We start from the raw sequence: 12,899 nt of genomic DNA on the forward strand, positions 1-12,899 counted from the left end.
ATTTCGACTAAGGTTAAGGAAGGGTAGGGCATGAAGGTTCAAGAGCTACAAGAGGTGTTAAACCGCCTCGAGCCGGATGCCGATGTGGCAGTTGCCCTGGACTACCAGGATGATGCCGATCTTGGCGTGCATGAGATCATGCAGATCGACAAGTTCGAGCTGGAGAATGGCGATGTCGCCGTCATCCTGATCGTTGAGGTCAATGGCAAGGACCCGGAAGGTGCACTCGCCTCCGTTCCGCCAGCGGCCAATAAGAACTAACCAGCTGATACAGATTTAACGCGTAAGATTGGACTGACCCATGGGTTACACGGTCGAAGGTGAAACAGGCACTTGGGAGATTGTTATCGGGCTGGAAGTCCACGCCCAGGTGATCTCCAACACCAAGCTGTTCTCAGGTGCGGCAACGGATTTCGGCGCGGAGCCGAATACCCAGGTTAGCCTCGTCGATGCGGCGATGCCCGGTATGCTGCCCGTCCTAAATGGTGAGTGCGTGCGTCAGGCTGTGCTGACCGGCCTTGGCATCAATGCTGAGATCAATCTGCGCTCAGTGTTTGAGCGGAAGAACTACTTCTACCCAGATCTGCCCCAGGGCTATCAGATTTCCCAGTATGAGCACCCGATCGTTGGTAAAGGTGAGATTGAAATCGACCTTGATGGTGGCGTTGTCCGCAAAATTGGCGTTACCCGTCTGCACCTTGAGCAGGATGCAGGTAAGAGCCTGCACGACCAGCATCCGACTAAGACATATGTCGACCTAAACCGGTCTGGTGTTGCGTTGATGGAAATCGTCTCTGAGCCCGATCTGCGTGGCCCGGATGAGGCGGCAGCGTACCTTAAGAAGATGCGCGCGATCCTTCGCTATCTCGGCACCTGTGACGGGAATATGGAAGAGGGGTCAATGCGTTGCGACGTGAACCTCTCTGTTCGCAAACCCGGTGATGAGTTCGGCACGCGCTGTGAGATCAAGAACGTCAACTCAATCCGCCACGTCCAACAGGCCATTGAGTTCGAGGCTCAGCGTCAGGTCGAGGTAATCGAGGGCGGCGGTAAGATTGATCAGGAAACCCGCCTTTGGGATCCGCGCGCTGGTGAGACCCGTTCCATGCGTTCTAAGGAAGAGGCGCATGATTATCGCTACTTCCCAGACCCTGACCTGCTGCCCCTAACGCTGGAAAGCAGCTGGGTTGATGAGCTGAAGCAGACCCTGCCAGAGCTGCCCGACGCCAAGAAGCACCGTTTCATTGATGATTATGGCCTGACCCCATACGACGCGGCCGTCCTGGTCGCTGACCGAGAGTCCGCGGATTACTTTGAAACGGTTGCTAAAGGCCGGGATGCGAAGCTCGCCGTTAACTGGGTCACCACGGAGTTGTTCGGCGTGCTGAACAAAACCGGTGCCACGATCACCGATAGCCCTGTAACGGCAGAAAACCTCGGCGGTTTGATCGATTTGATCGCTGACAACACCATCTCTGGCCGGATTGCTAAGGATGTCTTCGCCGATATGATTGAGAGCGGCAAAACTGCCGATGCAATCGTTGAAGAGAAGGGGCTGAAGCAGGTTTCAGACACCGGCGCGATTGAAGCGATGGTCGACGAGGTACTGTCCGCTAATACCGATAAGGTTGAGCAGTATCGCGGCGGTAAGGACAAGCTGTTCGGCTTTTTCGTGGGCCAGGTGATGAAGGCCAGCCAAGGTAAAGCCAACCCTGGTGTGGTTAATCAGCTACTCAAGGACAAGCTGTCTGGCTGACCAAAGTCGCCATAAGCTGGTGAAATAAGTTAAAATTTTATATATCATTCACCTTCATCAATTGTTTTGCATGGGGCGATACCGAATGATCTGGAAAAATGTGAGAGCAATGGGGCTCGCATTGGCAGGCCTCGGCTTGGTCATGGCGATCCCGGCTTCTGGTTTGGCACAGTCCCAAGCTCAGACGAACTCTGGCCCGACCCTGATCACGCCTCGCGTGGGATCACCAATCGGCAATGTCCAAGAAGGTAGCCTGCCGCAAACCCCTGAGGTTCAGCAGCCCACACCGGAAGAGATGCGGCGTTTGCTGCGCATCCGCCTGATGAATATTGAAGGCGGCGATGCCTATGTTCGCCAAGCTTGTGGCGACACGACCTGGCAGGATGACTATAAGGCCGCCCTTGATCAGATTGTCCCTAGTGACATGCCGACCGCGGTCCAAGCCTTTAAAGATGGCTGGGCTGAGAGTAAGGAACGCCTAGGCAATCAGATCGAATCTTGCGATGCCTTGATCGGCAGTTCCAACTGATCAGGCTGCCAAGGCCGCCTGCCAAATCTAACCTTTAGAGTGTCGCCGCTGCGATTGATTTCGGGCGCCTACCACGCCTGCCTGGTTCGCTGACCACCGGGGCATCGCTCAAATAGCGTTCAAGCTCGCCCATGGTCGCCTGAAGGCGGGTTAGTTCTCGCTGATCATCCCGGTCGACAACTTCCATGCTGGTTAGCTTGTTATCGATAAGATCGATCAAGGTCTCCAAAGTCTGACGTGAGAAGGAGGGGGATGTTGATTGCTTCGCCAAACTGCCCATTTTGCTGCTCCCGTGTTGCCGTGCCACTAATCTGCCAACACCAGCATGGGCGATAGGATTTAACGGCACCTTAACGGCGACCATTCCTTCGTCTGATTTATTCACCGAGGTTAATTGGGGAAATCTGCGCTGTGCGGCTTATGGCTGATTGACCTAGCCTTCGACCCCGTTTAGATAGGCGATCCGGATGGTGCGGTGGCCGAGCGGCTGAAGGCGGCGGATTGCTAATCCGTTATACGGGTAATGCCCGTATCGAGGGTTCGAATCCCTCCCGCACCGCCATTCTTTCCCAAGCATTTTGGTTTATCGACGCGCCCTACTGATGGATGGCGCTGTCTTGGCAATCACTGGTTTTGCAGTCGCATTGATTAGACGACTGACACCAGCGTTCCAAAGCCTTCGTCCAATCAATGGTCGAGCAGGCGGTCAAGCTTGCGATCATTAGGGTAAGGGCAAATGCCCGAAGGGTTGGCGTCATTATCCAGTCCCTAAAGCAAGGTGAGTACCAGGGTGCGGGTATCACTGTCTTAACTGGATTTGCTAATCGCCCCTATCAAATTCTAGGGGCCGACAAAAACCCGCTCGTCCAGGGCATCCATAATGACCTCGCGCAGGCTGTTTAGGCCTATCGGCGCATTCAGGACCCCATCAAACAGTTCGCCCACGCTCTGTTGGCTTGTGGCTCTATCGCTAAGAATGATGGGCGTTCGGTGGTTGGGGCTGCCAGGGCCTCGAAGCTGTTTTGCAAATGCTTCTGTCGATAAGGCGCCGTCTAAGCTGCTCGCACCGTCACCCTCAGTGATGATGGCATCGAAACGGGTTTTTCCGGCAATCGCCAACCCATGCGCATGATCAGTTGTGCTGTGCACGCTCCACCCCAACATCTCGGCATACTCAGCGAGAGATTGTCGGGAGGAGGGGGCCTCAGCGATATGTAGCAGTGAGATGCCGTTGATATCGGTCATGATTGTCGCTTCCGATAGGTCTGGGGGAGAAACGCTCGCCTACTGCGGTGCGGGGGTATGGGGCTGGTTCAGGCTGGCACTGCCGACAGGGCTTCACGTAGGCGGTTCAGACGATTGCTTTCGCCTGAGGCGCTAGGCTGCCTAAGCTCGGCGGCCAAGGTCGGTGCCAACTGATCGGCATAATCCGCGCACCAGCCCTCAATCATCGCCATGAGCGCCCTGGTAAAGGTATCCCCGCCAGGTCCCGACTGTTTTCCGGTCTCTGCTACCTCAATAAGCAGGCGAAGGCTGTCTGCTGCCTTAAGCAAGTCGCGCAGCACATCCATATCGTCTTGGTTGCTCACCATTACTCGGCCTCCACGAACTGTTTGGGTGGCTGAATGGTCTTATGAGGAGCCAAGCCGCCAACGAGGCCAGATTAATGGCTTAACCTTTACGTATACGAAAGAATGTTCTGCGTTGTTACGCTGCGTTGCCGAATTTGTCGCAGCCTATAAGCTCTTTAGTTGTAACGGATTATGCGGTTTAGCGTGCGTAGATACTCATCAATCAGCTCTGGATCGTTGAGCACTGTACGTACAGCCTCCAGCGCTTCCTCTGCGCTTAGTTGTTCGGCATCAAGGGCTGCTTGAAGCCGCTGGACCTTGCTATCACTGCCTAGGCGGATTGCTGGCGCTAGGGCGAGGGGGACACCGCGCTGATCACCACTTAGGACGATCAGTTCCGCTTGCGATAAAGCGCGCTCGTAATCCTCTAGCCTGAACGCATTCATTGATAGGGGGATCCGGAACCAGCCGGGCGGGTTGGTTGTTAAGGTCATGCCCTGCTGGATTTTTACGATGCCATCATCCCAAGCCCCACCGAGGATCTCAGCCCAACCCTGAAGCACCCGTAAATCAGGTTTGGAGGGGTTAAGTTTCACAGCACGGCGATAGCTGTCTCGTGCACCCTCATGATCGCCTTTGGCCATCAGGATTGAAGCCAGATACTCGTGCCCCTCAGCATTGAATGGGTCCAATTGGATGGCCTTGATTACGTCCGCTGTTGCTTGCTCAAGCTGGGTCTCATCTGACTGATCACCGGCGCGGCTCCAATCCAAGAAGGTTAGGAAGCCATGGGCAGCCCAGATAGAGGCTTCGCTTGTATCGATGGACACCAGGTCATTTAGGCACTGGCGTGTAATCTCACCCTGCGCAGGGTCCTTAGTCTGATCATAGGCGTGCCAACGTAGATGGCATTCATGGGCGCCGATGGGCCTTGCCGCTGTTTCTTCACCATCGTTTGAAAGGCGTTCTTCCAACCAGTCCAACTGGCGCATCGGGATAAAGCCGTTGGGGCCAGCCATTAGGCGGACAATGTCCTGAACGCTATCGATGGTCTGCGCCTCAAGAGATTGGTCCTTCACCCCAACCTCGGCCACCCGGCTCCAAACCACCTCAAGTGATGCGGCGCTGACTAAGAGAAGGGTAATGCGGAGGTGATCGCCAGCCTGGCCGATTGTGCCACGCAGGTAATAATCCGCAGGCCGAAGGTTTAGGGCGGCAATGCCATCCTCATTCCCATCGACCGGTCGCACCCGCACGATATGCATGTGCGAGAGGTCAGAGACGATCTGCATCCGAAGGCCTTGGGCGACAAAGCCTAGATCAGGTTGGCCTGTGAAGTCTGTAAACGGCTCAACATTGATGATTGGTCGGCTCAAGCCTTCTGAGAGGTCGACCTCAAGCCTATCCACCGCTGCCCCAGCAGAAATCGGGTCACTTATAGGTCGCCATAAGATAGCTGCCGCAATGATCAATGCCGCTAAGACAAAGCCACTTACAATCGACCACTGCAGATTTTGAGGGCGGGCAGAGGCTTGGCTCCCTTGGGCAGGGGCAGCCGTCTCATCGGCGGCATCTTGTACTTCGAAGAGTGGACGATAGCTGCCCTTAGGCACGACGATCCGGTACGCATCTTGCCGTCCTGCGGTTGCGCTGTAATGCTCAAGTGAGCGGCGCAGGCGATTAACCTCAACGCGGACGATACTGTCATTTGTGGGGTCGAAGTCGTCGCCACGGCCTAATACATCGGTGCCTATCGTATAGGCTTTCAGGCCAGGGCCACGGCCTTCCAACTCTTCAGTGACAAGGTACTCTAGCAAGCTGGATAGGCGTGAGCGTTCACCAAGGGCGCCGCTCTCACGGATCCGGCTGATGATCTCTTCAATCTCAGCGTTGGTTGGGGTGTCCGTGGACGCCATGGATGGTGCTGACCAGTTTGGCCGCGTTGGCGCCTACTCAAAGCCCGGGGACGGGCGAGTTGCCATGTGCGCAACCATAGAAGCTATTGCAGATTGCTACATATTGCCGTTGCAACATGTTGCTAGGCAAGCCGTATCTAGAAAGTTGGGTTTAGTGCCGGTGGGTTAGGGCGCTCGGCTCAGCGCTGTGGCAGATCCCGATAACGCTCAAGGATTGCGGTGATGGTCGCCACATCCTCATCAGCGTCAACCAACTGCTCCAAGTCCAGTTTGCCCAGCTGCCAGGCGACATGCAGGGCGCTGGCCTGGCCAGCCTGACGCGGATCCAATTGCTTGGCCCGCAGGGCCTTAACCAGGGCTAGCAGCAGCTCTGCTGGATCATCGCTCTGGTAGTTGGAGCGGAGATGTTGATAGCGATCATCAAAGGCAATGGCTTGCTGGTCGACCGCCAGGTTGAGTGGCGGGCGCGTATCGCATTGGGTGAGCTCTTCTGCTGGGAACAGCTCTGGCTCGATAATATGTGGGTCGATATCACGACGGGATAGCGGCGCCTGCCACTCCTCATCGCGATACCGCGGCCATAGGAAGGAGAGCATATTCATCGCTGCTGCTCCTCAGTGCCGCGTTCATGGGCAAGGCGGGTATTCCAGGCCTTAATCAGGCCCGCGATCTCCCGTGCCGTGCCTGCAATACCAGCGCGCTTTGGCCGTGCAATCTCATCCGCCTGACGTTGGCGCTGAATGCCTCGCTTTAGCGTTACATTGAGGATGGCCATATCGGTTTCATCGCTATGAACGAATAGGCCAGGCTGGCTCAGTAGCTTTAGATGGCGATCAAGAGCTGGATCAGCCGCTTTCCCAACCGCGTAGCTGTCACCGGCAAAACCGGTTGCGGTCGCTTCGTTATGCAGGCTCAGCTGATCCGCCATATCAATGGTGTCCAGATCGACGATGATTGCATCGACACTAGACCAGCCCAGCCCCTTTGATGGCATCTCAGGCTTTGAGATGATCTCAAATCCGGGGAGGGCGGTCGCCAATGCCTCAATCAGCGCGTCCTGTTCGGATACCAATGCAATGATCGGACGGGAGGCATCTAGGGTTACCGGATTGCCAGCGCCAGCGGTCATAACTTCACCATCGGTTGCAGTGTTGATCGTCTTCATGCGGCAGCCCCTGACCGGCTTTGGTCATTGGCTGGGGTTGCAACCAGCTCTGGCTGCATATTGCGGAAGGCTGGATCGTTCGCGCTGGCATTTACCAGCACCACAAAGATTGGCCCCTTGGTTAGTCGGGTTGTTGCCTCAACCTGCCGCTCAAGATCAGAAAGCTTATCGTCACGGTTCACCACCAGGACCACGGCATCGGATTCACCAACGACAAAGCGTGACAACACATCAGTGGTCAGGCGGTTGCCTTGATAAATCAGGCAATCGGTTGCCTTGCGATTATTGCGGATCATGGTTTGGGTGGTTTCCACCGACATGGAAGGGCGGTGGTAATCGAAGTGGCCGCCACCTGGAATGATCGACAGGATCGGCGACAGGAACAGTGGCTCTGGAATGTCGCTGATGAGGGCTGGCTTGCTGTCCTGCTCCCCAACATTGGCGAGGCTGCTCAACCGTGGTTTGAAGTCACCATCGATCATCAGCGTGCTGGTACCAGCGCCGGCAAAGGATTGTGCCAGTTGCATGGTGAGTGGTGCGCAATTGGTGCCTTCACTAACCGGTGCCACGACAATGGCCCGGGCGCGGTCGGTATGTTTACGGATGCCAATCTCAAGCTCGGCACGGATATGGTTCACCGCCGGTGGTGCCATGCTGTCCATCTCATCCATCGTGCCAACCACACCGATAAGCTCGACGCCATCAATGCTGGCCAGCTCATCGCTATAACCAACCCGGCGGCGCAGCATGTAGAAGCCGACAAAGCCAGTTAGGGTGGCGCCAAAGGCCATGACGACGGCGAGACCAGCCGCGGTCTTACGGCGGTTGATCGTTGGTTGGGCGGGCACACTGCCTCGGGATAGGATTTCAATGCTGCCAGGCAGGCTGTTGCGGCTCTCAACCCGCACCTTCTCAAGGGCGCGGCGGGTCTCTTGCAGCATGGTGCGGTTTTCGTTGATGTCATCATCAATCGCAGTGACATCGATCAGCTTGGCATTAAGCCGCTCAGCATCCGCCAGAAGGGCGACCAAGCGCGCTTCTTGAACAGCCATCATTTCATTCAGCTGCTCTGATGATTGCTCAGTGTCGCCAGCCCCAGATGACAGGCCGCCACTCTCGCCCAGGCGATTGATCAGCTGATACCGCTCATCAATGGCAGCATCAATGATGGCAAGTTCTTGCGCGGCAAACGCAACCGATGGGTGCTTCTCAGCATAACGTTCGCGGAGGGTTGAAAGATTGGCCGCACGCTTGGTCCGCTCAAAGCTTAAATCTGCGAGGGTGCGGTCCTGCATAACAGCCCGCTGGATTGAAGCATCAAGCGAGCCATCGCCAATGATCTTCCCATTGTCGGCAAGCTGACGAAGCGAGGCCTCAATATCCGAAATCGTGGTTCGTGCTTCCTCGATCTGTTCAAGGCGGAGCTTGTGCGTGGCGCGCACCGTGGTGGCATCGTGTTCACCACCAACATTGAGGAGCACGGCATAAAGCTGATCCAGACGGGTCAGTAGCTCTTGCTCACGGGCAATCAGCTCTCGCTCACGAATGGTTTGGCGTTGGTCCAGCTGCTCAACATGCATCTGCTGGTAGGCATCCAGAACCGCGTTCACCATGACCTTGGCGGAATCACGGTCGATGGAATCTGCCGTAAGCTCCAGCATGCTCTGCATCTTGCGGGCGGCGAGGCGCTGTTCAAGCTCATCAACCGTTTGGGCCACGTCACGCGGCGGCTCTGGCTCACGGTTAAGCAGATAAAGCGCACGGTCCAGAACCGGACGGCTAGTCAGGTAGGTCAACTCGCTGCTGACGAACGCATCGAATAAGCGCAGGCGGCTGTCATCCCGCTCCGCGTATAGGATTTTGGGCTCTTTCGCGGCGATACGGATCAGGCCGCGACTTTGGAAGATTGGGTCAATCACCAGCCATGCGGCGGTTGCCATGACAGCGCCTAAGACCATGAAGGCCACGGCCGCTTGGGCCCAGCGGTCGCGCAGTGCGCGGTAGGCGATGACCAGCGGGTTGATGAACTCGCCTTCTTCATCGAAATCAGATTGCCGCTCTTGAAACAGTGGCTGATGGTGCAAGCCATGTGGCGGGGCTGCATGACCGTGTGACCAAGCATCGTGATGCCCATCGGTCGCTGGCGCTGGCGAGATGTTCAGATTGCCCGTCGCTTGCGGCTTCTCTTGCGCAGGCTGGCTTGGGTGAGCAGCGGCTTGCTGTTGCTCGTCCAGAATTGGCGGGACATTCGCCTCTGGCGTTTCGGCTGCCGGGGCTGCCTCCTCAACATGACCATCAGCTGCCTGTGCCTGCAGCATCAGGCGCTCGCCACGTGGGTCGATCATGATGAAACGGCTGGCAACCTGCTGGTGCCGCTGATTGATACGGGTGATCGAGATTAATGCTGGGAAACGAACTTCGAGCCCGTCCGAGACGAATTCGATCTGAATGCTCTCTTCCGTACCCAGGGCGAGTTTCCGGAAGGGCAGACGGCGCACGGTGAAGCCGGACATGTTCCAGTCACGGACAGTGATCTTCCGTCCCCGCCAAATCAAGGTCAGCGGAGTTGACGCTGTCGTGTCTTGGCGTCTAAATCGACCGGCGCGTGGCACGTTAAGAAACTCATAACAAAGAATAACTCTCTGTTGATCCCGCAAGCTGCGTGCCAAAAAGAGCGGTAATATGTTGTGTGTAATGGGTAATTGTCGCGTTATAAAATTGCAAAATGCGGTATACGATACCCTGTGGCCCATTTTGCAATGGATATCTGTTGCGTTCTGCAATGCTTTGATTATTAGAACAGGCGCATACAAACGGCCGCTCAATACCGCTCCGCTTGCTCCCATTTTTGATGATCTCTCGCGGCCAAATTATTGATTTTGGCCACCAAATTGATCGCGATGTAGCATAACCCAGCAAGCCAAAGATGGGGTCTAACGGCCAGTCTTTGCATCAAGCCAACTGGCGGCGGTGTTGTTGAATTTTGCGGGGGCTGGCTAGCTTGTTCTAGCTCTCGGTTGCCGCGGTAAACGCGCTGTCGAACCCTGACAAGATCACCAAGGCTTTTGGGCGCATTGGTCTGAATGATTGCATCGGTTTCAACCACCTGACCGAGCTTTGCGATCTCTCGCGACATCCATTCATCATCATTGGTGATATCAGGGATGGTTTGCAGCAGGTACCCAGCTTCAGATGATTTTAGGGCGTAACAGCCGCCAAACTTGCCACCGTCGAAATAGGGATGGTGGGCCCAGGCGGCATAGAACAGACGAACAGGAAGGCTGGCATCGGTAAGGTTAGGGGTGAAGTCACCAACAGCCGCCACGGCAGCCTCTGTTTGCACCCCGTCGTGAAGCGTAGCGATTTCAGCGGGGCCGACCTCGATATCGGCATCCATAACAATCCAGGTTTGGCCAGTCGCTATGGCCGCACCGGTCCGAAGTGCGCCTGTCTTTGACCCCTCATCAAGCTCTATCAACGTGACATCTGGCCAACCTGTCCGAACTATATCAGCGGTGTTATCGGTGCAGCCATTGGCGATCAAGATGGCCTGCCATTTGCCATCTCGGAGGTCGATTAAGGCGTTTCCGGTCAACAGCTTAGACAGCGTTCGTTCAATAATCCGTGCCTCGTTATAGGCGGGGATGATGAGGCTGATGACCGCCTGGCTCGTCATGGTTTCTGCCCCGATACGTCGACGAATTCGGCAACCATTTGAAGTAGGCCTGGGTCTGCCCCTTCCGGCAGCCGCGCCGGCGTCTCCACCTGCCCATCGCCATCCTCCAGGGCCTTAATGCAGGCGGTTAGATCATCAGCGCTGGAGATTGCGGTGACGCCTGGCACATTGGTAAAGCGCTCTAAGGTGGCCAGTTGATGATCATTACGATGTTCACCGTACCGGGCTTCCCGGGCCATGATCGCGACGGGCTTACCAAGCTGAAGCGCACCAAGAATGGTGCCGATCCCGGCATGGCCGATGATCAGGTCGGCTTGCGCCATCATGGCTTCAAAGTCCCTAGCTGCCAGCGTTTCAGCAGAGGCCATTAGGTTTGGTGGGGCGCCACCTATACCGATCTGGGCAAACCAACCCCAGTCGGTACTATCGGCGGCACATTGATCCGCCAGCTTTACCAAACGGTCGAAGGGCAGCTGCTGGCCAACGGTGACGAGCGCACGCTTCATGCGGCAGCCTCCCGTTTGCCCTTTGGTTGCCCATCGGTTTCATCGGTATTGGTGGTTAGGCCAACCAACCCTTCGAAGACTGAACCGGCATAGGCTACACCCTCGCGCTCTGCGACCTCTGGCCATTGGCTGTAGACGGTGATGCCATGCTTCTTAGCGAGCCGCGCTGACATGGTGAGCTCGCGTGCATTGGCGACGCTGTCGATAAACAGACCCTTTGCACCAATCCAACGGCCCATGATGAGGGCTAGGCAACCCGGTGCTGCCCCTGTGCTGATGATATAGCCGGGGCGATGACGCAGCAGCAGCCAAGCAAGCTGAACAGTCACAATTGCAAGCCGCAGCTTGGTATCGCGATTGCCATCGGCAATTCGGTGATAGCGCCTTCCTGGAGCGCCTGCGGCGGTCTTGAGAAGGGGGGAGGCGTAGATGGTTCGATCATCGGGTAGTGACGATGATAGGCGCAGCAGCTGGTGCCAGTGTCCGCCACCTGACGCGATGGCCAGAATGGTTTGGCGTTGGGTCATGCCGCATGCTCCGATGAGGAAATGCGGTCGGTATCTTCAGTTTTAGCGGCGGGCTTGGCGCGGTCATCAGCCAGTGCCGCCTGATAAAACTGATCGACGCGATCCAGCTTGTTTCGCCAGTAGCCGAGCGTCGCAACGCGGTCCCTCGCACCGTCAACCAGTGCGGCGTAACGCTTCGGGTCCAGTAGTAGTTGGCTGACTTCACGGGCCAGATCACCGGCCAGTTGCTCCGGATCGATGGCCTTCACCTTAATGCCAGACCGGTTGTCGACCACATGGCCGGGGCCCCCACGATCAGTGGTCACAACGGGCAGGCCATGACGCATGGCCTCAAACACAACATTGCCGCTTGGCTCCCTAAAGCTCGGGAACAGAAAGATGTCCGCATCCTGATAGAGCGCCTCTGTTTCAGCTTTGGCTACCTGACCCAGGAATTGGATCTTAGCGCTCACGCCGAGCCGTTCAGCCTCAGCCTTACAGCGATCAATCTCTGGACCCTTACCGGCGCTGATCAGCGTTAAGTCGGGGAACCGCTCATGAAGTCGGGCAAGACATCGTATGGCATCACGTAGGCCCTTCGTGCGAACACCCCGGCCGATATGAAGCAGTGTCTTCGGCTCCCGGCGTCGTGGGGTGAGGGGCGCCAGGTTGGGGATGCCAATCTCACTCTCCACTGAGAATGATTTGATCCCGATATCGTCCAAGGCCTCCTGAACATAGGTGCCGGCACCCATGATGTGTGCTGCCTCTCGATAGCTTCGGCGCAGCCATGGGTCATGCTTTAGCCGCAGATGGTCAACCGCACGGAGGCGGGCATACCAGGCATCAATCGGCCCGTCTTGGGTGAAGCCTGGCGGTGTCGTCAGTGACCCTGCCAGGGGGCCCAGAATGTAAGGTTTACCAAGGCCTGTCGCTGGGCATGGATAGCGCATGGCCAGGGGGCCAATCTGATGCACGAGATCGAAGTTATCGAGGTTGTCTGCTAGCCAGCGCCGGGCCTTGCGATAGAAGAAAGCATAGGCGGGTTTCATCATGGCATTCAGTCGCTCATGCACGCGAAGCCATGAGGGTTCTGGCCATGAGACAACCTTCAGATCTTTGATCTGCTCTTCCAACGGCGTACGGCCCGCCCGCTGCATGGTAAGGACGGTCACGTCATAGCGCATGGCCAGGTGGCGAACCCAATCGCAAGCAGAGCGGGATTCACCGACATCGGTGCCATCACAATATGGGGTGATAATAACAAGCCGCAT

At 56.6% G+C, this 12,899-nt stretch carries 14 protein-coding genes and 1 tRNA gene; 4 read left to right on the plus strand and 11 right to left on the minus strand.

Annotated elements, in window-relative coordinates; all coding sequences use genetic code 11:
* Positions 1-30 precede the first annotated feature (30 nt).
* From KI792_04730 to KI792_04740, 3 genes are all read left to right on the plus strand, one after another.
* Positions 31-261: a hypothetical protein gene (locus tag KI792_04730; GenBank protein MBV6632325.1), complete on the plus strand. Its 231-nt coding sequence runs from the start codon at positions 31-33 to the stop codon at positions 259-261.
* 40 nt (positions 262-301) lie between these two features.
* A complete protein-coding gene (gene gatB, locus KI792_04735) occupies positions 302-1,756 on the plus strand; it encodes an Asp-tRNA(Asn)/Glu-tRNA(Gln) amidotransferase subunit GatB (GenBank protein ID MBV6632326.1) in 1,455 nt (484 codons plus the stop codon).
* Between the two features lie 85 nt (positions 1,757-1,841).
* Positions 1,842-2,285, plus strand: a complete 444-nt coding sequence (locus KI792_04740) for a hypothetical protein (protein ID MBV6632327.1) — start codon at positions 1,842-1,844, stop codon at positions 2,283-2,285.
* 34 nt (positions 2,286-2,319) lie between these two features.
* Here the strand turns inward: KI792_04740 and KI792_04745 are convergent, their stop codons facing one another.
* On the minus strand, positions 2,320-2,565 hold the full coding sequence (locus tag KI792_04745; protein MBV6632328.1) for a hypothetical protein: 246 nt from the start codon (positions 2,563-2,565) through the stop codon (positions 2,320-2,322).
* Between the two features lie 189 nt (positions 2,566-2,754).
* On the opposite strand from KI792_04745, the gene KI792_04750 reads away from it, so the two are divergent.
* Positions 2,755-2,847 (plus strand) — tRNA-Ser (locus tag KI792_04750).
* A 278-nt stretch (positions 2,848-3,125) separates the two neighbouring features.
* Here KI792_04750 and KI792_04755 read toward each other — a convergent pair.
* From KI792_04755 to KI792_04800, 10 genes are all read right to left on the minus strand, one after another.
* Positions 3,126-3,530, minus strand: coding sequence for a hypothetical protein (locus tag KI792_04755; GenBank protein MBV6632329.1), 405 nt, complete (start codon positions 3,528-3,530; stop codon positions 3,126-3,128).
* A 68-nt stretch (positions 3,531-3,598) separates the two neighbouring features.
* Complete coding sequence (locus KI792_04760) at positions 3,599-3,877, minus strand: hypothetical protein (GenBank protein ID MBV6632330.1); 279 nt, start codon at positions 3,875-3,877, stop codon at positions 3,599-3,601.
* A gap of 155 nt (positions 3,878-4,032) precedes the next feature.
* Positions 4,033-5,772, minus strand: a complete 1,740-nt coding sequence (locus KI792_04765) for a tetratricopeptide repeat protein (GenBank protein MBV6632331.1) — start codon at positions 5,770-5,772, stop codon at positions 4,033-4,035.
* A gap of 179 nt (positions 5,773-5,951) precedes the next feature.
* A complete protein-coding gene (locus KI792_04770; protein MBV6632332.1) occupies positions 5,952-6,374 on the minus strand; it encodes a hypothetical protein in 423 nt (140 codons plus the stop codon).
* Entirely contained in the window at positions 6,371-6,937 is a 567-nt protein-coding gene (locus KI792_04775; GenBank protein ID MBV6632333.1) for a hypothetical protein, read from the minus strand. The genes KI792_04770 and KI792_04775 overlap by 4 nt, the downstream gene beginning before the upstream one ends.
* On the minus strand, positions 6,934-9,450 hold the full coding sequence (locus KI792_04780) for a hypothetical protein (GenBank protein ID MBV6632334.1): 2,517 nt from the start codon (positions 9,448-9,450) through the stop codon (positions 6,934-6,936). Before KI792_04780 ends, KI792_04775 begins: the two co-directional genes overlap by 4 nt.
* A gap of 308 nt (positions 9,451-9,758) precedes the next feature.
* Complete coding sequence (locus tag KI792_04785) at positions 9,759-10,613, minus strand: glycosyltransferase (protein MBV6632335.1); 855 nt, start codon at positions 10,611-10,613, stop codon at positions 9,759-9,761.
* Entirely contained in the window at positions 10,610-10,981 is a 372-nt protein-coding gene (locus tag KI792_04790) for a hypothetical protein (GenBank protein MBV6632336.1), read from the minus strand. Before KI792_04790 ends, KI792_04785 begins: the two co-directional genes overlap by 4 nt.
* 134 nt (positions 10,982-11,115) lie before the next feature.
* A complete protein-coding gene (locus KI792_04795; GenBank protein MBV6632337.1) occupies positions 11,116-11,646 on the minus strand; it encodes a UDP-N-acetylglucosamine--LPS N-acetylglucosamine transferase in 531 nt (176 codons plus the stop codon).
* A complete protein-coding gene (locus KI792_04800) occupies positions 11,643-12,899 on the minus strand; it encodes a glycosyltransferase family 4 protein (GenBank protein MBV6632338.1) in 1,257 nt (418 codons plus the stop codon). Before KI792_04800 ends, KI792_04795 begins: the two co-directional genes overlap by 4 nt.

It is taken from the genome of Alphaproteobacteria bacterium SS10 (genome assembly GCA_019192455.1).
Lineage (GTDB): Bacteria > Pseudomonadota > Alphaproteobacteria > TMED2 > TMED2 > TMED2.

Coding starts and splice junctions, on each gene's coding strand:
- KI792_04800 (MBV6632338.1), bottom strand. CDS start 12,899: ATGCGGCTTGTTATTATCACCCCATATTGTGATGGCACCGATGTCGGT.
- KI792_04755 (MBV6632329.1), bottom strand. CDS start 3,530: ATGACCGATATCAACGGCATCTCACTGCTACATATCGCTGAGGCCCCC.
- KI792_04760 (MBV6632330.1), bottom strand. CDS start 3,877: ATGGTGAGCAACCAAGACGATATGGATGTGCTGCGCGACTTGCTTAAG.
- KI792_04775 (MBV6632333.1), bottom strand. CDS start 6,937: ATGAAGACGATCAACACTGCAACCGATGGTGAAGTTATGACCGCTGGC.
- KI792_04780 (MBV6632334.1), bottom strand. CDS start 9,450: ATGTCCGGCTTCACCGTGCGCCGTCTGCCCTTCCGGAAACTCGCCCTG.
- gatB (MBV6632326.1), top strand. CDS start 302: ATGGGTTACACGGTCGAAGGTGAAACAGGCACTTGGGAGATTGTTATC.
- KI792_04765 (MBV6632331.1), bottom strand. CDS start 5,772: ATGGCGTCCACGGACACCCCAACCAACGCTGAGATTGAAGAGATCATC.
- KI792_04785 (MBV6632335.1), bottom strand. CDS start 10,613: ATGACGAGCCAGGCGGTCATCAGCCTCATCATCCCCGCCTATAACGAG.
- KI792_04770 (MBV6632332.1), bottom strand. CDS start 6,374: ATGAATATGCTCTCCTTCCTATGGCCGCGGTATCGCGATGAGGAGTGG.
- KI792_04745 (MBV6632328.1), bottom strand. CDS start 2,565: ATGGGCAGTTTGGCGAAGCAATCAACATCCCCCTCCTTCTCACGTCAG.
- KI792_04790 (MBV6632336.1), bottom strand. CDS start 10,981: ATGGCCTCTGCTGAAACGCTGGCAGCTAGGGACTTTGAAGCCATGATG.
- KI792_04795 (MBV6632337.1), bottom strand. CDS start 11,646: ATGACCCAACGCCAAACCATTCTGGCCATCGCGTCAGGTGGCGGACAC.
- KI792_04730 (MBV6632325.1), top strand. CDS start 31: ATGAAGGTTCAAGAGCTACAAGAGGTGTTAAACCGCCTCGAGCCGGAT.
- KI792_04740 (MBV6632327.1), top strand. CDS start 1,842: ATGATCTGGAAAAATGTGAGAGCAATGGGGCTCGCATTGGCAGGCCTC.